Source organism: Achromobacter sp. SX5 (genome assembly GCF_056711425.1).
In genome coordinates this window covers 407,585-428,942 of sequence record NZ_CM160041.1, presented here as the reverse complement: position 1 = coordinate 428,942, position 21,358 = coordinate 407,585, and the positions used below count along the sequence as shown (strand labels likewise).

Below are 21,358 nucleotides of genomic sequence, written 5' to 3'. Positions count from 1 at the left end.
ACAGATGAGCAGCGAACACGATCTCAACCCGGACGCCGCGCTGCGCCGGCGCCTGCTCGGCGCGCTCGGCGCCGCCGGCCTGGGCGCCCTGGCGCCGTGGCAGGGCGCGCTGGCGCAAGCCGGCAAGTGGCCCGAACGGCCCATCAACTACGTGGTGCCCTTCCCGCCCGGCGGGCTGACCGACGTGGCCGCGCGCCAGGTCGGCAAGGCGCTGGGCGACGCCGAGCACTGGAACGTGGTGGTGGAAAACCGCCCCGGCGGCAATGCCAATATCGGCGCGACGCACGTGGCCAACGCCGCGCCCGACGGCTATACCTGGCTGGCCATCACGCTGTCGCACGCGGCCAACGCCACGCTCTTCGCCGGCAAGGCCGGCTACGACCTGACGCGCGACCTGACGCCGCTGGCGGGGCTGGCTTCCTCGCCCATCATGGTGGTGGTCAACGCCAAGAGCGACATCAAGAACATGGCCGACCTGGCCCGCGCGGCGCGCGCCAAGTCGCTGTCGGCCGGCTCCAGCGGCAACGGCACGCCGCCGCACCTGACGCTGGCGCTCTACCAGAAGCTCACCGGCCTGCCGCTGATGCACATTCCCTACAAAGGCGGCGCGCCCTCGCTCACCGACCTGATCGGCGGCCACCTGGACGTGGTGTTCTCCAACTATCCCGAATCGCTGCCGCACGTGAAGAACGGCGCGCTGCGGGCGCTGGCGATCACCACGCGCGAGCGCAGCCCCGACCTGCCGGACGTGCCCACCGTGCAGCAGGCCGGGCTGCCGGACCTGATCGTGGAAAACTTCACCGGGGTGCTCGCGCCCGCGGGCACGCCGGCGGCGCGGGTCCAGCGCATCGGCGACGCCATCGTGCGCCAGGTGTCGCAACCCGCCATGCAGCAGGCGCTGCGGCAGCTGGGCTTCGTGCCCCAGCCGCGCGGCCCGGCGGAGTTCGGCGCCTATCTCAAGTCCGAGGTGGCGCGCTGGGCCAAGATCATCCACGAGGCCAATATCCAGGTCGCCTGAGCCAGGGACTTCCCATGCACATTCTCATCTCCGAGTTCATGGACGCGCCCGCGGTCGAGGCGCTGCGCCGGCGCTTCGACGTGCGCTATGAGCCCGACCTGGTCGAACGCCGCGAGGCCCTGCTGCAGGCCGCGGCGGCGGCCGACGGCCTGATCGTGCGCAACCGCAGCCGCGTCGACGCCGGACTGCTGGCCGCCGCCCCCCGGCTGCGGGCCGTGGGGCGGCTCGGCGTGGGACTGGACAACATCGACCTGGACGGCTGCGCCGCGCGCGGCATCGCGGTGGTGCCGGCCACCGGCGCCAACGCGCGCGCCGTGGCCGAATACGTGATCGGCGCCGTGCTGGCGCTGCTGCGCGGCGCCCACTTCTCCACGCCGGCGGTCGCGGCCGGACAGTGGCCCCGCAACGCGCTCTCGCAAGGCCTGGAAGTCCACGGCCGCACGCTGGGCGTGGTGGGCTTCGGCGGCATCGGCCGGCTGGCCGCGCGCCTGGCGCGCGGGCTGGACATGCAGGTCATCGGCTGCGACGCGGCGCTGCCGCCGGACCATCCCGCCTGGGAAGAAGCGGGCGTCGCCGCCGTGCCGCTGGACGCGCTGCTGGCGCGGGCCGACGCCGTCACGCTGCACCTGCCGCTCACCGCCGGCACGCGCCGGCTGCTGGACGCCGGACGCATCGCCCGCATGCGCCCGGGCGCCGTGCTGGTCAATACCTCGCGCGGCGGCATCGTGGACGAAGCCGCCCTGGCCGAGGCGCTGCGGGCCGGCCGCCTGCGCGGCGCGGCGCTCGACGTGTACGCCGAAGAGCCGCTGCCCGCCGGCAGCGCGCTGGCCGGCGTTCCCAACCTCATCCTCACGCCGCACATCGCCGGCCTGACGCAGGAGGCCAACACCCGCGTTTCCGACATGGTGGCCGCCGGTGTGACAATAGCCCTTACCGGCGGCGCCGCGCAGCACGCCCGCGCCGCCTCCTGACGGAAAGGATATGGCTCACATCTATCTGGACGAACTCCAACTGCTCGCCGCGGCCGCCCTGGCGGCCGCCGGCGCCAACCCGGCGATGGCCGACAGCACCGCGCGCGCGCTGGTCTACGCCGAAAGCCAGGGGCTGGGCTCGCACGGCCTGTCGCGCGTGCCGTTCTACGCCGGCCACCTGCGCGCCGGCCGCGCCATCGGCTCGGCCGTGCCGCGCCTCGTGCACGAACGCGGCGGCGCGGCGCTGGTCGACGCCGGCTCGGGCCTGGCGTTTCCGGCCTGCGCGCTGGCGGTCGAGCAGGCCGCCGCGCGCGCCCGCGAGCACGGCGTGGCCTTCGTGGGCGTGACCAACAGCCATCACTTCGGCGCGGCCGCCTATCACCTCGAAGCCCTGGCCGACGCCGGCCTGGTGGCGCTGGCGCTGAGCAATTCGCCGGCCGCCATGCCCGCCTGGGGCGGCAAGCGCCCGCTGTTCGGCACCAACCCCATCGCCGCGGTGTTCCCGCGGCGCGGCGGCGCCCGCCTGCTGATCGACCTGTCGCTGTCGCAGGTGGCGCGCGGCAAACTCATGATCGCCGCGCGCGACAACCAGCCCATCCCGCTGGGCTGGGCGCTGGACGCCCAGGGGCAGCCCACCACCGATCCCAAGGCCGGCCTGGCCGGCAGCATGCTGCCGGCCGGCGGCGTCAAGGGCGCGATGCTGGCGCTCATCGTCGAACTGCTGGCCTGCGCGCTGACCGGCGCCCATTTCGGTTTCGAGACGGAATCGTTCTTCGTCGACGACGGCGGCCCGGCCCGCCTGGGCCAGGCCTTCCTGGCCATCGACCCGGGCGCGCTGGCCGGCAACGAGGCCTATCTGGAACGCGTCGAAACCCTGGTCGACGCCATGCTGGAAGACGAAGGCGTGCGCCTGCCCGGCGACCGTCGCCACAAACTGCGCGAAGCGGCGCTCAAGCACGGCGTGGACGTGCCCGACGCGTTGATGGCGCAGCTGCGGGAAATGGCCGGGGCGGTTTGAGGGGCGCCTTACCCGCCCCGCGACAGCCACAGCATCACCGGCGCCAGCGCCAGGAACGCGACCGTGGACACCAGCACGGCGCCGGCGGCGGTGTCGCCCAGCGGCGTGTAGCGCTTGACGTACATGTAGCTGACGACGGCGCAGGGCATGGCCATCTGCAGGCTCAGCGCGCCGGCCAGGAGCGGCTCCAGGTCCAGCGCCCACACCACCGCCAGGCCCGCGCCCAGGCCCACGGCCAGGCGGATGACGGCGACCTTGGCGCCGTCGCGCAGGCCGCCTGAAGGAATCAGAGCCAGCGCGTGGCCCAGGCTCAGCAGCATCAGCGGCACGGTCACCGCGCCCAGCATGCGCGAGGTCTCGACGATCCAGGCGGGCACCGGCACGTCCAGCAGGCGCATCGCCACCGCCACCACGGAGGCCAGCAGGATGGGGCTTTTCCAGCTGCCCTTGGTGTTCACGCCCGGCAGCAGCCGCACGGCGACGGTGTGCATGACGAAGGAATTGACCGCGAAAAACGCCACCGCCACCGACAGGCCGGCGTCGCCGAACGCCATCTGCGAAATCGGCAGGCCCAGGTTGCCGGCGTTGGGCAGGAAGGCGGTCGGCAGCAGGGTGCGCACCGGCAGCTTCCACAGCTTCAGCAACAGCGCGCTGACCAGCGCGCACAGCAGCAGCGCCAGCAGCGTCGCCACGGCCACGTCGGCCAGCGCGCGGTCGTCCAGATGGGTGGTGACGAAGGTGTGGAACACCAGCGCGGGCGTGGTCACCGAGGTGACCAGCGTGGTGATGAAGGCGCCGCCGAACGGCAGCTCGCGCCGCGCCCAGTACACCCCGATGCCGACGCAGGAAAGCAGGGGCAGCATCAGCACGATGGCCGAAAAATAGAACTGCACGATGGCAGGCATACGACTATTCCGTCAAAGATAAAGAAATCGATGCGCCAAGGCATCGTTGCTTGCCCGGCGCCCGCGCGCGGCGCAGCATGAGGCGACCCGTCAACCGAAACGCCCCTCGCCTGCCGCCGCCATGTCCGCCATGCCCCGCAACGCTTCCCTGTCGGCGCGCCAGGTCGCCTGCCTGCGATGGGCCGCGCTGGGCAAGACCAGCTGGGAGACCGCCCGCATCCTGGGCGTGAGCGAAAGCACGGTGAATTTCCATTTACGCAACGCCTGCGCCAAGCTCGGCGTGCGCGGCCGGCGCAGCGCGGCGGTCGAGGCCCTGCGCCGCGGCCTGCTCGGCGACATCACGGCTTGACCACGACCGAGCGCAGGAATTCGCGCGCGCGTTCGGCCGGCAGGCTTTCCTGCGTGCCCGCGGCCACCGCCTCGATCAGCATGGTATCGGTCACCCAGACCCGGGCCTGCAGCCAGCCCGGCTTGCCCATGGCCTTGCCGTGGATTTCGATCACGTCGCCGTAGGGCGGCCATTCCAGCGGCGGCACGGCCTGCATGTTGACGTAGAGCGAACGCATCAGCGCCAGCCCCAGCGCGCGCCGCGCCGCCGGGTCCGCGGCGATGTCCGGCGGCAGCGGGGCCGAGCCCACGGCGAAGACCGCCTCGCCCACGTTGGCGCTGGCCAGCGTGAATTTCAGGGTATGGGTGTCGAGCTTGAGGTCGCGCGTGTCCGACGTGACGCGGTCCGGGAACGCCGCCCGCACGTGGCCGTCGGCCACGTCGACTTCGCGCCAGTTGTAGCTGGGCGAGCACGCCGCAACGAGCAGGGCCAGCGCCAGCGCCATGCCGGCTTTCTTGAACATGAAACGAAACAGCGATGAAATCGTCATTACCGAGACCCCGACGGTCTATTCATTTCGAGGAAGCCGGAAATTGTCGCCGATTTCGCTGACCCCCGCGCCCGATGGCACGCCGCTGGCCAACTATGTCTGGCCGGCCGCCCCCAACCTGCCCCCGCCCATCGCCGGGCCGGGCACCCCCAGTATCTACCTGTTGCACGGGCTGAGCGAGCATGCCGGGCGCTATGACCGGCTGGCGCGCTGGCTGGCGGCCCGCGGCTGGGAGGTGGGCGCGCACGACCATCGCGGCCACGGCCATTCGGGCGGGCCGCCGGCCACCCTCAGGCGCCAGGACGACCTGGTGGCCGACGCCGTGGACCGGCTCCAGGCCTGGACCCTGGCCCAGGGGCGCGCGCCCATCGTGCTGGGCCACAGCCTGGGCGCGCTGGTCGCGGTGCGCATCGCGCTGCACGGCCTGGCCGATATCGACGCGCTGGTGCTCAGTTCGCCGCCCTTCGTGGTCAACGTGCCGCTGTGGGTGCGGCGCACGCTGACCTGGATGTCGCTGCACGCGCCCGACCTGCGCGTGCCCCACGGGCTGGCCCCGGCCCGGATTTCGCACGACCGGGCCGTGGTGCGCGCCTATCGGTCCGATCCTCTGGTGCGCCGCCGCATGACGGGCCGGCTGGCGCGTTTCGTCGACGAAGGCGGCCGCGAATCGTTGCGCGAGGCCCCGCTGCTGCCCTGCCGCACCCTGCTGATGGTGGCCGGGGACGACTCCATCGTCGCCGCCGAGGGCAGCCGCCAGTTCGCCCAGCGCGCGCCGGCCGAACTGCTCACGCTGCGCTGGTACGACAGCGCCTGGCACGAGATTTTCAACGAAACCGCGCCCATCGCCGACCCGGTCTATGCCGACCTGGACGAGTGGCTGGCGCGCACGGCGCAGGCATTGTCCCTGTCCCCAGTATTGACACCCTCGGCACAGGAGGCTGGCACCCCGTAAAATCCGACGTCAGACCCAAACGAGAAAAACCCGTGACCGATACTGCCGCCAACCGCCTCTCCCGCCTGGAGGCCAACCGCTCGCTGCTGACCCAGACCCTGCGGGGCATCGAGAAAGAAGGCCTGCGCGTGGACGAGCAAGGCCTGCTGGCCCGCACGCCGCACCCCGCCGGCCTGGGCTCGGCCCTGACCAACGAACACGTCACCACCGACTATTCCGAATCGCTGCTCGAACTCATCACGGGCACGCATACGGACGTGGACGCGTTGCTGGCGGAACTGGACTATACCCATCGCCACGTCTACAGCGTGCTGGACCATGAACTGATCTGGAACCAGTCCATGCCCGCCACGCTGCCGCCCGAAGCCGACATTCCCATCGCCTGGTACGGCACCTCGAACACCGGCATGCTCAAGCACGTCTACCGCCGCGGCCTGGCCGTGCGCTACGGCAAGACCATGCAGTGCATCGCGGGCGTGCACTACAACTATTCGCTGGCCGATGACCTCTGGTCGGTGCTGGACACGCAGCCCGGCACCGCCCAGGACCGCCGCTCGCGCGGCTACATCGGCCTGATCCGCAATTTCACGCGCTATTCCTGGCTGCTGATGTACCTGTTCGGCGCGGCGCCCGCGCTGGCCAGCGACTTCCTGCGCGGCCGCGAACATCCGCTGCACAAGCTGGACGCGGACACGCTGTACCTGCCCTACGCCACCAGCCTGCGCATGAGCGACCTGGGCTACCAGAACAAGGCGCAGTCGCAGCTCAAGCTCTGCTACAACGACCTGGACACGTTCCTGGGCCGCCTGTACGACGCGGTGACCAAGCCCTGGCCCGATTACCAGAAGATCGGCACCCACCGCGACGGCGAATGGATCCAGCTCAACACCAACGTGCTGCAGATCGAAAACGAGTACTACTCCAGCATCCGGCCCAAGCGCGCCACCGGCCGCTGCGAGCGTCCGATCACGGCGCTGGCCGAGCGCGGCGTGCAGTACGTGGAGGTGCGCTGCCTGGACATCGATCCCGAGTCGCCGGTCGGCATCGAAGCCGCCACCGGCCGCTTCGTCGATGCGTTCCTGCTGTTCTGCGCCGCCTCCGACAGCCCCTACTTCCCGGCCAACGGCTACTGCCAGCGCAGCGCCGACAATTTCTCCACCGTGGTCAAGGAAGGCCGCAAGCCCGGCCTGACGCTGGACCGCGACGGCCAGGCCATCGGCCTGGCCCAGTGGGGCCACCAGCTGCTGGACCAGATCGCGCCCTACGCCGCGCTGTACGATTCCGCCCTGGGCGGCAGCGCCTACGCCGAAGCGCTCGACGCGCAGCGCGCCAAGCTGGACCAGCCCGACGCCACGCCCTCGGCCCGCCTGCTGGCGTCCCTGCGGGCAAGCGGGCTGTCGTTCCACGACTACTCGCTGGAACTCAGCCGCAAGCATGCCGACGCGCTGCGCGCGCAGGCCCTGCCCGCGGACCTGGCGCGCGCCTATGAGCAGGCCGCCGCGCAATCCGTTACGGAACAGTTGCGGCTGGAGCAATCGGACACAGAAGATTTCGATACCTATGTGGCCCGTTACCACGAGGCGCTGAAGGCGCCGCGCAAATAAGGCGTATCGTTAGGATTTTCAGGAGGTTCCCTCATGCGCCGCACCGCAGCATTCCTGTTGGCCCTGGCCACCAGCGTGGCGGGGATCGTCCATGCCGCGCCGCCCATGCAGACCGTCGAATCGGTAGACCTGAAACGCTACGCCGGCATGTGGTACGAGATCGCCAATTTCCCCATGTTCTACCAGCGCAATTGCGTGGGGGATACGACGGCCGAGTACACCTTGCACGCCGACGGCACCATGGGCGTGAACAACCGCTGCCGCACCAAGGACGGCGACATCGACTCCGCCTCGGGCACCGCCACGGTGGTCGACGGCAGCGGCAACGCCAAGTTCGAAGTCTCGTTCTTCAAGCCGTTCAAGGGCGATTACTGGGTGATCGGGCTGGACCCGGACTACCGCTGGGCCGTGATCGGCACGCCCGACCGCAAGTACCTGTGGATCCTGTCGCGCTCGCCCCAGCTGCCCCAGGAAGAGCTGGACAAGGCGCTGGCGGCGGCCAAGAGCCAGGGCTACCAGCTCGACGAACTGCGCTACACGCCGCAGCGCTGAAGGTTCAGCCGGCGTAGTCGCGCGCCAGCCGCAGCACCGTCACGCCCGGCTTGAGCTGGCGCAGCGAGGGCATGACCAGCGTGCAGCGGTCGTAAGGGGTGACGATGGGCTGGCCGTCGGCCCAGCCCAGCACCGAACCGGCCGCCTCCAGCGTCTCCAGGCCGCTCCACGGCTGCGAAAAGCGCAGGTCCATCGACGGCGCGACCACCGCGTCGGTCACTTCCAGCACGCGTTGCGCCGCCGCGGCCGGCAGCAGCCAGCCCGCCGGCACGTCGGCCGCGTCGGCCACGCCCGATTCGAGCAGCATGCGCGCCACCATGTCGCGCGCCACCTCGCGCGAGGCCGGATCGCCGTGAAATCCGCATTCGATCAGCAAGGCGCAGGCGTCCTCGCGCGCGGGGTCGCCGAACTGCGCGAAATCGCGCATCCGCACGCCGTCCTTGTGGCCGGCGTCCACGATCACGTGGCGTGGGGCCTGCAGGCGCTTCGCCAGCGCGATATTGCGCGGCAGCACGCCGGTCAGCAGCAGCGGCTCGCCCGGCTCATGCATCGAGTGCAGGTCCAGCAGCCAGTCGGCGCGCTCGACCCAGGGCCGCAGCGCCGCGGCGCGCCGGCGGTCGGCGGTGGACGGATCGTCCAGGCGCTGCGCGCTCCAGACCCGGTTCATGTCCTCCTGCACGAAGCGCGAGGCGTCGTGGCTGGCCGGATCGAAACGGTCGAACGCGTCCAGGTTGCAGAAGGCCAGCGTCAGGCTGCCGCGGCGCGGCCGCAAGCCCGCGGCCAGCAGGTCCTTCAGCGCCCAGGCGCCGCACAGTTCGTTGCCGTGCACCAGCGCCGACACCATCAGCGACCTGCCGGGCACGCCCGAGTCGAAATGCCAGACGCCCGGAGTGTCGGTGTTGCCGGCGCGCTCGGCGCCCAGATCGGGAACGGATAACTTGAATTCCATGAGATGTCCTGCGGTGCTGCGCCCGGTTGGTTACTGGGCTTCGATCTTGGCGGCCTTGACCAGCGCGCCGTACTTCCTGGTTTCATCGGCCTGGTAGGCCACCGGGTCCAGGCCGGGCTGCGCCAGCTGGCCGCCGGCTTCCTGCATCTTGGCGCGGAACTGTTCCGACTTCAGCGTCTCGGCCAGCGCGCCGCGCAGCTTGGCGGCCACCGGCTCGGGCAGGCCAGCGGGGCCGTAGAGCGCGAACCAGACGCTGATGTCGACCGATTCGAAGCCCGGCGTCTCGGCCAGCGCCGGCAGGTCCGGCGCCACCGGCGAGCGCTTTTTCTCGGTCACGCCCAGCGCCACGATCTTGTCGCCGCGCACCTGCGGCAGGCCCGAGGACAGCACCAGCATGCCGTAGTCCAGCTGGCCGCTCATCAGGTCGGTCACCAGCGGCGCCACGCCGCGGTAAGGCACGTGCTCGGCGCGCGTGCCGGTGGACTGGTTGATCATCTCGCCGGCCAGGTGCAGCGTCGTGCCCACGCCCGACGAGCCGTAGTTGTAGCTGCCGGGCGCGGCGCCGCGCAGCTTTTGCAGGTACTCGGCCGCGGTCTTGACGCCGGCGTTCTTGCTGGCAGCCAGCAGCATGGGCTGCGAGGCGATCACGCCCAGCGCCGAAAAATCCTTCACGCTGTCGTACTTCACCGCGCTGTTGATCATGCGCGCGATCACCATTTCATTGGTCGAGCCCAGCAGCAGCGTGTAGCCGTCGGGCGCGGCGCGCGCCACGCGCTGCGCGCCGATGGTGCCGCCGGCGCCGCCCACGTTCTCGATCACCACGCTCTGGCCCAGGCGCTTGGCCAGTTCTTCGCCGAACAGGCGCGCGGTCAGGTCCACGCTGCCGCCGGCCGGATAACCGACCACCAGCGAAATGGCGCGGTCGGGGTATTCGGCGTTGGCAGACGGGGCAACGGCTAGGGCGGCGGCGGCACAGAGCGCGGCAAGCGCGCCGCGCAGCGGATGCTGGACGGATTTCATGGTTTTCTCCCTGGGTGCTGGCGTGGACGGCGGCGCCGTCTCGTTAGGTATGAAAGGGTATTCTCGGGCTCCCGGCGCGTGGCGCCCGTGCCAAGACGGCACATTGGCGTGCCGATTCAGCCTGTGGCCGCGCCCGGCGTCGGCTCAGGCCTTGCGGTTCGCGGTAACCTGCCAGACCGCTTCGGCCAGCTCGGTCAGCCGCGCGCGCGGCCGGTACAGCCGCACCTCGAAAGCGATCTCGTCGCTGCGCCCGCCCAGGGCCGCCAGCGCGCCGCGGCGGCAGTCGGCCGCCACCATGGACCAGGGCAGCCAGGCCACGCCCAGCCCCTTGGCGACCGCGCCGTGCGCGGCGTCCAGCGAGTCGCTGCGCAGGAACGGCGTCAGCGAATAAGGCGTGGTCTCCAGCCGGTCGCCGACGATGCGCTCCATCGCCAGGCCGCCGGCATAAGTGATCAGCGGCGCGGCCTGCCCGCCTTCCTGCAGCGCGTAGCGGGCGCGGCCGCGCGTATCGGCCTGGCTCACCGGCACCAGCTTGTCGGTGCCCAGGGTCATGTAGCGGTAGCGCCCGGGGCTGAGCTGCACCGACAGCGCCGGATGCTCGTAGCAGCACAGCAGGTCGACCCTGCCCTGCTCCAGCCGGGCCGCCATGTCCTGCATCATGCCGGTGGACAGCTCCACCTGGACGCCTTCGGCCAGCACCTTGGGCGCGCGCAGCCGCAGCCGCGCGATCCAGTCGGCCACCAGGGTGCGGGCCAGGCTGCGGCCGGTGGCGATGCGCAGCACCGCCTCGCCGCCCGCGCCCGAGCTGCGGATGCGGTGGCGCACCTGCCCCATCTGCTCGACCACCTGGACCGCCGTTTTCAGCAGCGCCTCGCCTTCGGCCGTCAGGACCACGGGCAGGCGCTGGCGCTCGACCAGCGGCGCGCCGGCCCAGGCCTCCAGCGCGCGGATGCGCCTGCCGAAGGCGGGATGGGTCACGTGGCGCAGTTCGGCGGCGCGCACGAAGCTGCCGGTGCGCGCCAGCGCGATCAGGTCTTCCAGGAGTTTGAGATCGGCCATGGACGGCAAGCTTACGCCATCAGGCGCTGGCCGCCTGCCTGTCGGCCCGCGTCAGCACCTGTTCGATGAAGCGCGCGGTCTCGCGGTAATGCCCGGCCAGCGCCGCGACCGCCCGGTCGGCGTCGCGCGAGAGCGCGGCCTGCAGCAGCAGCTGGTGCTCCTGGTCCACGTCGCGCTGCGGGCCGTAGGCCGTGACGCCGGCGCGCGCCGGCCGGCGGTAGCGCTCGGTCTGCGCGTACAGCTGCGCCGACAGGTCCAGCAGCCAGGGCGAGCGGCAGGCGCCGATGAGCGCGTGGTGGAATTCCTGGTGCCGGGCTTCGAGCGCGTCCTCGCGCTCCGGATCGGGCATGGCCGGCTCGGCCGCGCGCCGCGCGGCCAGCGTCAGCGCATGGTATGCCCCCACCAGGCGCGCCTCCCAGGCGTCGCCGGCATGGGCCAGCGAGCGCCGCAAGGCGTCGCAGTCGATCAGGATGCGGGTCTCGCAGGCGTCCCACAGTTCCTCGACCGACAGCGGCGCGACGCGAAAGCCGCGCGAGGTGGTCGCCACCACCATGCGCTCGCTGCGCAGCCGGTTCAGCGCTTCGCGGATCGGCGAAAAGCTGCTGCCGTAGCGCTGCCTGAGCAAGGCCAGCCGCAGCGACTGGCCGGGCGCGTAGGCCCCGGCCATGATGTCGCGCCGCAATTGGCGATAGACCTGCTCGGACAGCGTGATTTCCTCGACGCCGAAGGTTCCGTCGGGCCCGGGCTCATCCTCGAGGAAGGTTTTGATTCTCGGCTTCAAGATCGGCTCCCGGCGGCGGCGCGGCGCTACACCGCCACCACCGGATGGCGCAGCGTGCCGATGCCTTCCACGCAGGCCTCGACCACGTCGCCCGGCCACAGCCATTCCTGCGGCTTGCGGCCCGCGCCCACGCCTTCCGGCGTGCCGGTGGCGATGATGTCGCCCGGTTCCAGCGTGATGCCGGCGCTGATGTCGGAAATCAGGAACGGCACCTTGAACAGCATGTGGCGGGTATTGGAGCCCTGCTTCTTTTCGCCGTTGACCGTCAGCCACAGGTCCAGCACCTGCGGGTCCGGGATTTCGTCGGCGGTGACGATGCAGGGGCCGAACGGCGCGTAGGTGTCCTGGCCCTTGGAGTAGATCCACTGGCCGGCGCGGCGGCAGTCGCGCGCGCTCATGTCCAGCATCACGCTGTAGCCGAACACGTAGGACAAGGCGTCGGCCTCGGCCACGCGCGAGGCGCGCCGGCCCATGATGACGGCCAGCTCGACTTCCCAGTCCAGCTGCTGCGTGATCCTGGCGTTGTGCTCGATCGCGTCGCCCGGGCCGATGACGGCGGTGGGCGGCTTGGAAAAGATGACCGGCTGCTTGGGCAGGTCGGCCGAGGTGTCCAGCGTGCGGCTGGACTCGGCCACGTGCTCCACGTAGTTCAGGCCGATGCCGAAGATGTTCTTGCGCGGGCGCGGAATCGGCGCCAGCAGCTTGACGTTTTCCTGCGGCAGCGCGGCGCCCACCGGCCATGCGCGGCGATGCGCTTCCAGCAGCTTCGAAGCCTGCGCCACGGCGGCCGGCCCCAGGTCGATGAATTCCAGCATGTCGGCGGGCAGCTCCACGCCCGCATGCCGCCCCAGCAGGGCCAGGTCCACCACATAGCCGTCGGCCAGCGCGCCGAGCCGGGCGGCCGCGGTGGGATGGGCGCGAAACGTTACCAAGCGCATAAATGCTCCAAGAGTCGGGAAGGGAAAATCGAAAGTGCCTAGACCAGCTTCTGCCTGCCGTCGTTGTCGCTCAGCGCTTCCTCGCGGTACAGCGCCAGCGACTTCATCACGGGCAGGTCGTTGAAACAGAACAGGCAGGCGTCGTCGTTGGACGAAAGATTGGCGTGCTCGTGGACGGCCCAGGACGGCACGCAGAAGATGTCGCGCTCGGTCCAGTCGTAGCGCTTGCCGTCGATGACCGAAAAGCCGCTGCCCTTGGCCACCTGGTAGATGAAGCTGCCGGTATGGCGGTGCGCCCTGGTGTGCTCGCCGGGCCGCAGCATCTGCATGCTGGCGCCGATGGTGGGCATGACCGGGCCGCCGGTGGCCGGGTTCACGTATTCCAGCAGGATGCCGTCGTAGGGGCTGCCGGCGGCCGTGCGCGCGTAGCGGCGCAAGGCCTCGTAGGTGGGCTCCCATTCGTACTTGAACAGCGGCGAATAGGGCTTGGTCCAGCCCGACACCTGCGGACGCAGGGCCACGCCGCCCCAGGCGCCGCTGGTGTCGTCCACCGGATGCGTGACGGCCTGGTTCAGGTCGGGATGCACCGCGTAGAAGCCCGCCTCCAGCGCGTTGACCAGCGGAATGTCCAGGCCGTCCTGCCAGATGCAGGTGGTGCCGTCCTCGGCCACGCCGTGCTCGTGCCAGGTGCCGTTGGGTGTGAGCACGAAATCGTTGGCGCCCAGCGTCATCTTGTGGCCGTCGACCACCGTGTACGCGCCGCGGCCTTCCATGATGAAGCGCAGCGCCGAATGCGAATGCGCGTGCGCCGAGGCCAGTTCGCCCGGCTGCATCACCTGCAGGCCGGAATACAGCCAGCCCACCGCCGCCGCCACGTCGCGGCGGCCCGGATTGTTGAGGTAGATCACGCGCCGGCCCGCCTCTTCGGGCGACACTAGCTCGGCCGAACGCAGCACGTGGCCGCGCAGATCGCGATAACGCCACACCACCGGCACCGAGGCCGAGCGCGGCGCCCAGGGTTCGATCTTGTTGGCCACCGTCCACAGCGCGCCCGTCTCCAGGCGCGCCAGTTCGGCGTAATAGGCCAGCCGCTCGGGCGAGTCGGCGACATTGGCGCGCCCGGCCACGTTTTCGCGGTAGGCGTCGTAGCGTTTCGCTTCCATCCCTAGCCTCTTTTATAAAAGAACAGGATTTTCGAAAATATTAGGCAGTTCGATGGAACAGTACAACGCCCGCAGCTAAGGGTTTTCCCACAGCACGCTTGAAAACAGGACGTATCGGCCTAAAAATTACTGTACAAAAAACCAGTATCTCGTGATACATTTCGCTCGCCCGAAAACTGCCGTCCAGGAGAGTCCTGTGTCAGAAGCCGCTCATCTCGTCCAATACATCGTCGTTCCCTATCGCGCCGCCGCCGGCGGCGTGGCGCCGGGAGAAATCCGCCCCGCCAGCAGCGAATTCGGCGCCATCCGGATCGCCAACGCCATGGCCTCCAAATTCGCCGGCGTGGCCGCCTATGAAGTCCTGGTGGACAAGGAAACCGGCGACATGGAATCGCCGCGCATCCTGGCGCAGATCGGCACCGTGCCGGCGCTGGACGACTGAGGCCTCCCGGGGAAAAGCCATCGCGCGCTCCGCTTGTCGCGATATGACAATTCGCCGGTGCAATCCGCATAGCAGCGCGCGCGCAATGAAATCTACAGTTCAACCGTGACGCCTACCAACGCTGGCCGCCACAGCCCATGCCCGGGCCGGCACAGCCCATATGTCGCGAGGAGACTGACGTGAATTTCCTGGATGGCCATCTATTCCCCGAGAACCAGCAACCCCTGATCATCACCGCCGCCCCGTACGCGCCCGGCTGGCTGCCGTCGGACTTTCCGGAAGAAATTCCGGTGACCATGGAAGCGCAGGTGCAGAAGGCGGTCGACGCCTACAACGCCGGCGCCACCGTGCTGCATCTGCACGTGCGCGAGCTGGACGGCAAGGGCTCCAAGCGCCTTTCCAAGTTCAATGAACTGATCGCCGGCGTGCGCAAGGCCGTGCCCGAAATGATCATCCAGGTGGGCGGCTCGATCAGCTTCGCCCCCGAGAACGAGGGTGACGCCGCCAAGTGGCTGTCCGACGACACGCGCCACATGCTGGCCGAACTCGATCCCAAGCCCGACCAGGTCACGGTCACCGTCAACACGTCGCAGATGAACGTGACCGAACAGGCCGAGGACGCCGATTTCAAAGGCACGTCGCGCGAGATTCCGGCGATCTTCGAGGCCTACAGGGAAATGACCGTGCCGGCGCAGCCCGGCTGGGTCGAAGAGCACATCCGGCGCCTGAACAAGGCCGGCATCCAGAGCGCGTTCCAGTGCTACAACATCAACAGCTTCGAATCGGTCGAGCGCCTGATGCGCCGCGGCGTCTACAAGGGCCCGCTGGTCATGAACTGGGTGGCCATCGGCGGCGGCATGGACGCGCCCAGCATCTACAGCCTGTCCAATTTCGTGCGCGCCGTGCCCGACGGCGCGGTGCTGACGGTGGAGAGCAACGTGCGCAACGTGCTGCCGGTCAACATGTTCGGCATCGCCATGGGGCTGCACGTGCGCTGCGGCACCGAAGACTGCCTGTGGAACCAGGACCGCAGCGCCAAGGCCAGCACGGCCTCGCAGATCGAACAGCTGGTGCGCATCGCGCGCGAGTTCGGCCGGCCCATCGCCACCGCCCGCGAGGCGCGCGAGATCAGCAAGATCGGCGTGTTCTACGACAGCGTCGAGGAAAGCCTGGCCGCCAATGGCTTCGCGCCCAACCGCAACGGCGCCAACCAGGGCTTCCTGCGCAAGACCGCCTGAACGCCGCCGGGGCTGGCCTGCCGCCCCGGCCGCTTCAGAACACGTGGCGTATGCCCAGGTCGATCCCGGAGGCGCGGCCTCCGGCCTGCGGGATCGGCCCCAGCTCCGAGCCGGAACTGACCGGCAGGCGCAGCATGCCGCCGTTCGAGATGAACGCATAGGTTCCATACACCACGGTGCGTTTCGACAGCGCATGCACGTATCCCACCGCGAATTTGCGCGCGCTGCTGTCGGCCGTGTCGTTGCGCTTCAGGTAGGTGAAGCTCACCGGGATGTAGTCGGCCCCCAGCGCGATCCAGGCGCCGATCTGGCCGTAGCGCACGCGGTCCGCGTCGCCCATGGACGCGAGGCGTTCGCCGGTCCGGTTCTCGCCGGCCAGCACCATGAGGCGGTGCTCGCCCCACTGGTACGACGCGCCGATGTTGCTCTGCGTATAGTTGCCGACGTTGGCGGTCTTGGTGACCGCGATCGACGCCGCGATATCCCAGCCCTTGCCGCCGTAGCCCACGCGTATGCCCTGCAGGTTGCCGTCGTGCCCGGCGTCGAACTTCTCCTTGTCGCCGAAGGCCTGCATGGCCTGGAGGAACAATCCCTTGCAGCTGAAGGTGGCGCAGCCGGGCGAGGAATAGCCCACGCTATTGGAGGCGCGAAAGCTGGTCGCCCCCGTGCCATGGGTGGACAGGCTGCCGATGCCCACCCCGACCCGGAACGGGTCGTAGGCGAACAGGTTCCAGAAGGCTGGCGTGTAGTCGCGGCCCAGGCGCAGCGTGCCGTAGCGGCCGCCCACATAGACGTACGACTTGCGGTTGAACGCCATGGCGCCCTTGGCGGAGCCGCTGGGCAGATTGTTGGTGTTGGTCGGCTGCCCCTGGCCCGAGTCGATGTTCAGGCCGGCCTCCAGGTCGAAGCCCGCATACATGCCGTCGCCCAGGTCCTCCCTGCCCCTGAAGCCGATGCGGCTGACCTGGTTGCCGCCGGAGGTCAGCGAATTGCGGGTGCCGTTGCCCTGCCCGTAATACGAGGAAAAAGCGACGTCCACCACGCCGTATACCTGCACGTACGTATTCGACGGATTGCCCGCCGCGTGCACGCTTCCTGCGGCGGCGGTGCACAGCACCGCCCACTTCATGTTCTTCATGACGCCACTCCTGGAGTTCGTCAAACATGGAGCCGGCCTGCCGCCAGGCAGGCCGGCCGGCGCGGTGCGACTACTGGGACTGGTAGTCGATGGACTTCAGCACCTGCTGCTGGTGCTGGTAGGAAGCCCGCAGCTCGGCTTGCAGCGCTTCGGGCGTGGCGGAGCCGCCGGGCTCCATGCCCATGTCTCGGATCTTCTGCTGCATCTGCGGCTGCGCCAGGAATTGCAGCGAGATCTCGCGGATGGCCTGCTGCGCCTGGGCCGGCGCGTCCGGATGCGACCACACGCCGAACCAGCCGGCCTCGGCCAGTCCCTGGTAGCCCAGTTCCTTGAAGGTCGGCACGTCCGGCAGCGCCGCGACGCGCGTGGGGTAGTTGACCGCCAGAGCCTTGATGCTGCCGGCCTGGATCAGCGGCAATGAAGTGGTGACGCCGTCCATCATCACCGGGATGTGGCCGCCCATCAGGTCGGTCAGGCCCTGCGGCGATCCCTTGTAGCCCACGTGCCGCATCTGCACGCCCATCTGCTGCCCCAGCACCATCCCCGAGGTATGGCCGCGCATGCCGGTGGCGTAAGAAGCGAACGTCAGTCCGTCGGCCTGCTGCTTGCCATAGGCCGCAAGCTGCTTCACGTCGTTGACCGGCAGGTCCTTGTTGGCCACCAGCACCAGGCCGGTGCGGCTCAGCTGGGCCAGCGGCTTGAGGTCCTCGAAGGGCTGGTAGCTCACCTTGTAGGCCAGCGGCGTCTCGGTGACGATGCCGCCCTGGATGACCAGGAAGGTCGAGCCGTCGCGGCCGTGGCCGATCAGGTCGTTGACCGCCAGCACCCCCGCCGCGCCGGGCTTGGTCTCCACCACCACGGGCTGGCCCAGCTTCTGGTGCAGGCCCTCGGCCAGCAGGCGCGCCAGCACGTCGGCGTTGCCGCCCGCCGTGCCGCCCACCACCAGCCGGATCGGCTTGGAAGTCCAGCCGGCCCCGGCCGAGGCGGTTGCGGCCAGGGCCAAGGTCAGCAGCAGGCCGCCCGCCAGCGCCACGGCCTGGCGCCGTGGTGTGTGTCCATCTCGCATGCGTAGTCTCCTCGGTCTTTTATTTTCAATACGGGCGATCGCCGATGATCGCGGCCCGCTCCATCTTGCGCGGCGCGGGCCAGTAGTCCTGCACGGCGTAATGCTGCGTGCAGCGGTTGTCCCACATGGCGACGCTGTTGGGCCGCCAGCGGAATCGCACCTGGTACTCCGGGATCGCGGCCTGGCTGATCAGGTAGTTCAGCAACAGGCTCGCGCCCGGCGTCTTGTCCTGCCCGTAGCGCACGTTCTCGGGCGTGTGGTAGTTGGCGAAGTGCGTGGAGAAGCCGCAGACATACAGGATCTTCTCGCCGGTCTCGGGATGGGTGCGCACCACGGGGTGCTCCACCATGGGATGCTCCAGCGCCAGCGCGCGGCGCTTTTCTTCCGGCATGGCCGCGCCGAACGAATGCTCGATGCTGCACTTGACCTTCAGCTTGTCGATCCTGGCCTTGATCTCGTCGGGCAGGTTGCGATAGGCCTCGACCATGTTCACCCAGATCGTGTCGCCGCCTTCGGGCGGGCATTCTACGCAGCGCAGCACGCAGCCCATCGGCGGCTGCTCGCGCCACTGGCCGTCGGTGTGATAGCTGTTCTCGTAGTTCTCGCGCTTGTCGCTGCGGTAGATCTGCACCAGGCCGGGATGGTCCGGATCGCTGCCGGCCACCGGGTGGTCTTCGAGTTCGCCGAAATGGCGGGCGAAGCCCACATGCTCGGCCCGGCTGATCTGCTGGTCGCGAAAGAACAGCACCTTGTGCTGCAGCAGCAGCGCCTTGATCTCCTGGGCCAGCGCGGCGCTGCGCGCGGCGTCGCCCAGGCTCACGCCCGACACTTCCGCACCGATGGTGCAGGTCATTTTCTCGACTTTCATGTCTCCTCCGGCTCTATGGCAAATACCGACGCGCCTATGGTCTTGCGCGATTCCAGGTCCCGATGCGCCTGTTGCGCCTCCTCCAGCGCGTAGCGCTTCCGGATCTCGATGCGGATGCGGCCGCTTTGCACGTGGTCGAACAGCTCGGCCAGCAGCGCCTGCTTTTCCGCCGGGTCGGCGATGTAGTCCGCCAGCGCCGGCCGCGTGAGATAGAGCGAGCCCTTGCGCGCCAGGATCTGCGGATCGAACGGTTCGATGGTGCCCGAGGCCGTGCCCACGCAGACCATCAGTCCGCGGCGCTTGAGCGAATCCAGCGAGGCCATGAAGGTATCCCTGCCGACGCTGTCGAACACCACGTCCACGCCAACGCCGCCGGTGAGCTCGCGGACCCGCCCGGCCAGGTCCTCGCCGTAGCCGATGACGTGGTCGCAGCCATGGGCCCGCGCGATCTCCGCCTTCTCCGGCGACGAGGTGGTGCCTATCACCGTCAGGCCCAGCAGCTTGGCCCATTGCGTCACGATCAGCCCGACCCCGCCGGCGGCGGCGTGCAGCAGGATCTGCTGCCCGGCGCGGAACTCATGGATGCGGCGCATCAGGTAGGCCGCGGTCAGGCCGCGCATGGTGATGCAGGCGGCGGTCTCGAAATCGATGCCGTCCGGAATCCGGATCAGCGGCGCGGCCGGCGCGATGCGTTCGGTGCTGTATGCGCCCAGCGTATTGGTGAAGCCGGTATACGTGACCCGGTCGCCCGCCTTGACGTTCGTCACCCCAGCCCCGACCGCCGTGACGACGCCGGCGGCCTCCACGCCGATGCCGCTGGGCAGCGGCACGGGATAGATGCCGGAACGGAAATACGTGTCGGCGTAGTTCAGCCCCACGGCGCGCTGCGCGATGCGCGCTTCGCCGGGGCCGGGCTGGCCGACCTCCACGTCTTTCAGATAGAGCACGTCGGGACCGCCGACGCGGTCGAACTGCACTGCCTTGGCCACCACTGTCTCCTTGAATTCTTCGGCGCGTCACGCGCTGCCTGCCGGAAAAATTCTGGGACAAGGAGCGCCGCCCGCCATTGACGGTTGACGCCAGCCTGTTAGCCAATCGCGACGTCTAAGGTAAACCCCGATGCGACGCGGCGATGCGCAGCCATTACCATGTACCGGCCAAGCGATCCCCCTCCCGTCACCACCGGCCCGCGCGGCCCATAACGCCATGTCCGTCGCCATTCCCCGAGTCCGCAACGCCAGCATCAGGAAGTATTCCCACGTGGTCCGCAGCATGGGCCGCGATCCCTTGCGCATGCTGAACAAGGTGGGGCTGGACCAGCTCTGTCTGCAGGCGGACGACATCCGGGTTCCGGAAGCCTCGTTCGCCACGCTGCTGGAAATCTCGGCCACCGAATTCAGCGACGCGCCCGTGGGCCTGCTGATCGGCGCGGACTGGCGCCTGTCGGACTTCGGCCCCATCAGCCTGGCGCTGCAGCACCAGGCCAGCCTCGCCAGCGCGCTGCGCACGATGCGCGAATACCGGCACCTGCTCAGCAGCACCGTGGCGCTGGAAGTCGTGCGGCACGAGCGCCTGGCCATCGTCCAGCTGAACCTGGACACCGGACGCGACCTGCCCGGCCGGCATCCGACCGAGCTGGGCCTGGCGGCGCTGCTCAGCCTGTGCCGCCACCAGCTGGGCCGGGACTGGCGGCCCGACAGCGTGCACTTCACGCACGCCGCGCCGGCCAGCCTGGGCCGGCACCAGGCCGTCTTCCGCTGCAACGTGGTCTTCAATTCGGATTTCGACGGCATCGTGCTGGCGCGCGACGACCTGCAGCGGCTCAATCCCGACCACGATCCCGCCATGGAACGGTACGCGCGCCACTTCCTGGCGCCGCAGCCCTCCGACGAAGCCGCCGCGGTGTCGCTGGCGCAGCAGGTGCGCAGCGCCATCCAGTCGCTGCTGCCGCACGGCTACCACCAGATCGGCCAGGTCGCCAAGACGCTGGGGCACACCACGCGGTCGCTGCAACGGCAGCTGGAAGAAGAAGGCACCAACTACCAGACCGCGCTCAACGCGGTGCGCGCCGGCACCGCCGTCAGGTCGCTGAAAAACGGCAGCCTGAGCATCGGCGACGTGGCCATGCTGTCCGGATTTTCCGAAGTCAGTTCGTTTTCACGCTGGTTTTTCCAGCACTTCCAGCAAACGCCCAGCAGCTGGCGCGCGCAGAACCTGCGCGGCTAGACCTTTTCAGCAAAGCGCGGCGATCAGTTCCCTGGCCTGCGGCCACTTGCCGTGGCCCGACGCGGGATTGAGATGCCCGACCGCCCCCAGTTCCACCAGCCGGCTGCCCCAGGCGCGGGCGAAGCCGCGCGCGCGTTCCAGCGTGGTCAGCGGATCGTTGCTGCTGGCGGCGACGATGCTGGGAAACGGCAGCTTGGCCATGGGAATGGGCGTCCAGCCGTTTTCCTGCAGCACGTCCAGCGTGGGATAGCCCGCCGGCATGGGCGTTTCCAGGTCGGCGGGCGTGGCCAGCAGCGCGCCCTGAATGGCGCGCGTGGGCTGCTGCGCCCAGTGCGCCACCGTCATGGCGCCCGCGCTGTGGGCCACCATGACGACCGGCCCTTCGATGGCGGCCAGCTCGCGCTCCACCGCCTCGACGCGCGCGGCGCGGCTGAGCTTGCGCGTTTCCAGCGGCGCCACGCTGCGCACCTTGGGCAGCCCGGCCGCCAGCAGCGTCTGCCAGTGGTCCGCGACGTGCTCGCGCAGGCCGGGAACGATCAGAATGGTGGGAGAGTTCGTCGTCTGCATGAGGC

General features: G+C 69.5%; 23 protein-coding genes. 10 read left to right on the top strand and 13 right to left on the bottom strand.

Features of this window, described 5'->3' with window-relative positions:
- The first annotated feature begins 4 nt into the window (after positions 1–4).
- The 3 genes from AC1M14_RS02045 to AC1M14_RS02035 are packed head-to-tail and all read left to right on the top strand — an operon-like array spanning position 5 to position 3,007.
- Positions 5–1,018 (top strand): Bug family tripartite tricarboxylate transporter substrate binding protein, encoded by a 1,014-nt coding sequence (locus AC1M14_RS02045; RefSeq protein WP_111826063.1) that lies wholly within the window; start codon positions 5–7, stop codon positions 1,016–1,018.
- 14 nt (positions 1,019–1,032) lie between these two features.
- Positions 1,033–1,989, top strand: coding sequence for a hydroxyacid dehydrogenase (locus AC1M14_RS02040; RefSeq protein ID WP_479730867.1), 957 nt, complete (start codon positions 1,033–1,035; stop codon positions 1,987–1,989).
- A 10-nt stretch (positions 1,990–1,999) separates the two neighbouring features.
- The gene (locus AC1M14_RS02035; protein WP_102773266.1) at positions 2,000–3,007 is read left to right on the top strand and encodes an Ldh family oxidoreductase; all 1,008 of its coding nucleotides are present in this window, start codon (positions 2,000–2,002) and stop codon (positions 3,005–3,007) included.
- Between the two features lie 8 nt (positions 3,008–3,015).
- Here the strand turns inward: AC1M14_RS02035 and AC1M14_RS02030 are convergent, their stop codons facing one another.
- Positions 3,016–3,912, bottom strand: a complete 897-nt coding sequence (locus AC1M14_RS02030) for an AEC family transporter (protein ID WP_479730866.1) — start codon at positions 3,910–3,912, stop codon at positions 3,016–3,018.
- 130 nt (positions 3,913–4,042) lie between these two features.
- Between AC1M14_RS02030 and AC1M14_RS02025 the strand changes: the two genes are divergently transcribed.
- A complete protein-coding gene (locus AC1M14_RS02025; protein WP_111826341.1) occupies positions 4,043–4,261 on the top strand; it encodes a helix-turn-helix domain-containing protein in 219 nt (72 codons plus the stop codon).
- On the opposite strand, the gene AC1M14_RS02020 is transcribed toward AC1M14_RS02025, so the two are convergent.
- A complete protein-coding gene (locus tag AC1M14_RS02020; protein ID WP_111826066.1) occupies positions 4,251–4,790 on the bottom strand; it encodes a hypothetical protein in 540 nt (179 codons plus the stop codon). The genes AC1M14_RS02025 and AC1M14_RS02020 overlap by 11 nt on opposite strands.
- Before the next feature lie 43 nt (positions 4,791–4,833).
- Between AC1M14_RS02020 and AC1M14_RS02015 the strand changes: the two genes are divergently transcribed.
- The 3 genes from AC1M14_RS02015 to AC1M14_RS02005 are packed head-to-tail and all read left to right on the top strand — an operon-like array spanning position 4,834 to position 7,898.
- The gene (locus AC1M14_RS02015) at positions 4,834–5,742 is read left to right on the top strand and encodes an alpha/beta hydrolase (RefSeq protein ID WP_111826067.1); all 909 of its coding nucleotides are present in this window, start codon (positions 4,834–4,836) and stop codon (positions 5,740–5,742) included.
- A 32-nt stretch (positions 5,743–5,774) separates the two neighbouring features.
- Positions 5,775–7,346, top strand: a complete 1,572-nt coding sequence (gene gshA, locus AC1M14_RS02010; protein ID WP_102773262.1) for a glutamate--cysteine ligase — start codon at positions 5,775–5,777, stop codon at positions 7,344–7,346.
- Between the two features lie 33 nt (positions 7,347–7,379).
- Positions 7,380–7,898 (top strand): lipocalin family protein, encoded by a 519-nt coding sequence (locus tag AC1M14_RS02005; RefSeq protein ID WP_111826068.1) that lies wholly within the window; start codon positions 7,380–7,382, stop codon positions 7,896–7,898.
- Between the two features lie 4 nt (positions 7,899–7,902).
- Here the strand turns inward: AC1M14_RS02005 and AC1M14_RS02000 are convergent, their stop codons facing one another.
- The 6 genes from AC1M14_RS02000 to AC1M14_RS01975 all read right to left on the bottom strand — a co-directional run bounded on the left by AC1M14_RS02000 (position 7,903) and on the right by AC1M14_RS01975 (position 13,808).
- A complete protein-coding gene (locus AC1M14_RS02000; RefSeq protein ID WP_479730865.1) occupies positions 7,903–8,847 on the bottom strand; it encodes a M14 family metallopeptidase in 945 nt (314 codons plus the stop codon).
- Between the two features lie 30 nt (positions 8,848–8,877).
- Entirely contained in the window at positions 8,878–9,867 is a 990-nt protein-coding gene (locus tag AC1M14_RS01995) for a Bug family tripartite tricarboxylate transporter substrate binding protein (protein WP_479730864.1), read from the bottom strand.
- A 144-nt stretch (positions 9,868–10,011) separates the two neighbouring features.
- Complete coding sequence (locus AC1M14_RS01990; protein ID WP_479730863.1) at positions 10,012–10,926, bottom strand: LysR family transcriptional regulator; 915 nt, start codon at positions 10,924–10,926, stop codon at positions 10,012–10,014.
- 19 nt (positions 10,927–10,945) lie between these two features.
- Positions 10,946–11,707 (bottom strand): GntR family transcriptional regulator, encoded by a 762-nt coding sequence (locus tag AC1M14_RS01985; RefSeq protein WP_102773257.1) that lies wholly within the window; start codon positions 11,705–11,707, stop codon positions 10,946–10,948.
- Positions 11,708–11,733: 26 nt separating this feature from the next.
- Positions 11,734–12,645, bottom strand: coding sequence for a fumarylacetoacetate hydrolase family protein (locus AC1M14_RS01980; RefSeq protein ID WP_102773256.1), 912 nt, complete (start codon positions 12,643–12,645; stop codon positions 11,734–11,736).
- Positions 12,646–12,683: 38 nt separating this feature from the next.
- Positions 12,684–13,808 (bottom strand): cupin domain-containing protein, encoded by a 1,125-nt coding sequence (locus AC1M14_RS01975; RefSeq protein WP_111826071.1) that lies wholly within the window; start codon positions 13,806–13,808, stop codon positions 12,684–12,686.
- A 196-nt stretch (positions 13,809–14,004) separates the two neighbouring features.
- On the opposite strand from AC1M14_RS01975, the gene AC1M14_RS01970 reads away from it, so the two are divergent.
- Positions 14,005–14,250 (top strand): hypothetical protein, encoded by a 246-nt coding sequence (locus AC1M14_RS01970; protein ID WP_102773254.1) that lies wholly within the window; start codon positions 14,005–14,007, stop codon positions 14,248–14,250.
- A gap of 179 nt (positions 14,251–14,429) precedes the next feature.
- On the top strand, positions 14,430–15,488 hold the full coding sequence (locus tag AC1M14_RS01965; RefSeq protein WP_102773253.1) for a beta-keto acid cleavage family enzyme: 1,059 nt from the start codon (positions 14,430–14,432) through the stop codon (positions 15,486–15,488).
- A gap of 34 nt (positions 15,489–15,522) precedes the next feature.
- On the opposite strand, the gene AC1M14_RS01960 is transcribed toward AC1M14_RS01965, so the two are convergent.
- From AC1M14_RS01960 to AC1M14_RS01945, 4 genes are all read right to left on the bottom strand, one after another.
- Complete coding sequence (locus AC1M14_RS01960) at positions 15,523–16,626, bottom strand: porin (protein WP_479730862.1); 1,104 nt, start codon at positions 16,624–16,626, stop codon at positions 15,523–15,525.
- 70 nt (positions 16,627–16,696) lie between these two features.
- Positions 16,697–17,692, bottom strand: a complete 996-nt coding sequence (locus tag AC1M14_RS01955; RefSeq protein ID WP_102773252.1) for a tripartite tricarboxylate transporter substrate binding protein — start codon at positions 17,690–17,692, stop codon at positions 16,697–16,699.
- Between the two features lie 25 nt (positions 17,693–17,717).
- Complete coding sequence (locus AC1M14_RS01950) at positions 17,718–18,560, bottom strand: TauD/TfdA dioxygenase family protein (RefSeq protein ID WP_479730861.1); 843 nt, start codon at positions 18,558–18,560, stop codon at positions 17,718–17,720.
- Positions 18,557–19,549 carry a quinone oxidoreductase family protein gene (locus AC1M14_RS01945; protein WP_102773250.1) on the bottom strand — a complete coding sequence of 331 codons (993 nt, stop codon included), beginning with the start codon at positions 19,547–19,549 and terminating at the stop codon, positions 18,557–18,559. Before AC1M14_RS01945 ends, AC1M14_RS01950 begins: the two co-directional genes overlap by 4 nt.
- A 217-nt stretch (positions 19,550–19,766) precedes the next feature.
- Here AC1M14_RS01945 and AC1M14_RS01940 point away from each other — a divergent pair, with 217 nt between their 5' ends.
- Positions 19,767–20,786, top strand: coding sequence for an AraC family transcriptional regulator (locus AC1M14_RS01940; RefSeq protein ID WP_102773249.1), 1,020 nt, complete (start codon positions 19,767–19,769; stop codon positions 20,784–20,786).
- A gap of 6 nt (positions 20,787–20,792) precedes the next feature.
- Here the strand turns inward: AC1M14_RS01940 and AC1M14_RS01935 are convergent, their stop codons facing one another.
- Positions 20,793–21,353 carry an RBBP9/YdeN family alpha/beta hydrolase gene (locus tag AC1M14_RS01935; protein WP_479730860.1) on the bottom strand — a complete coding sequence of 187 codons (561 nt, stop codon included), beginning with the start codon at positions 21,351–21,353 and terminating at the stop codon, positions 20,793–20,795.
- Positions 21,354–21,358: the final 5 nt, after the last annotated feature.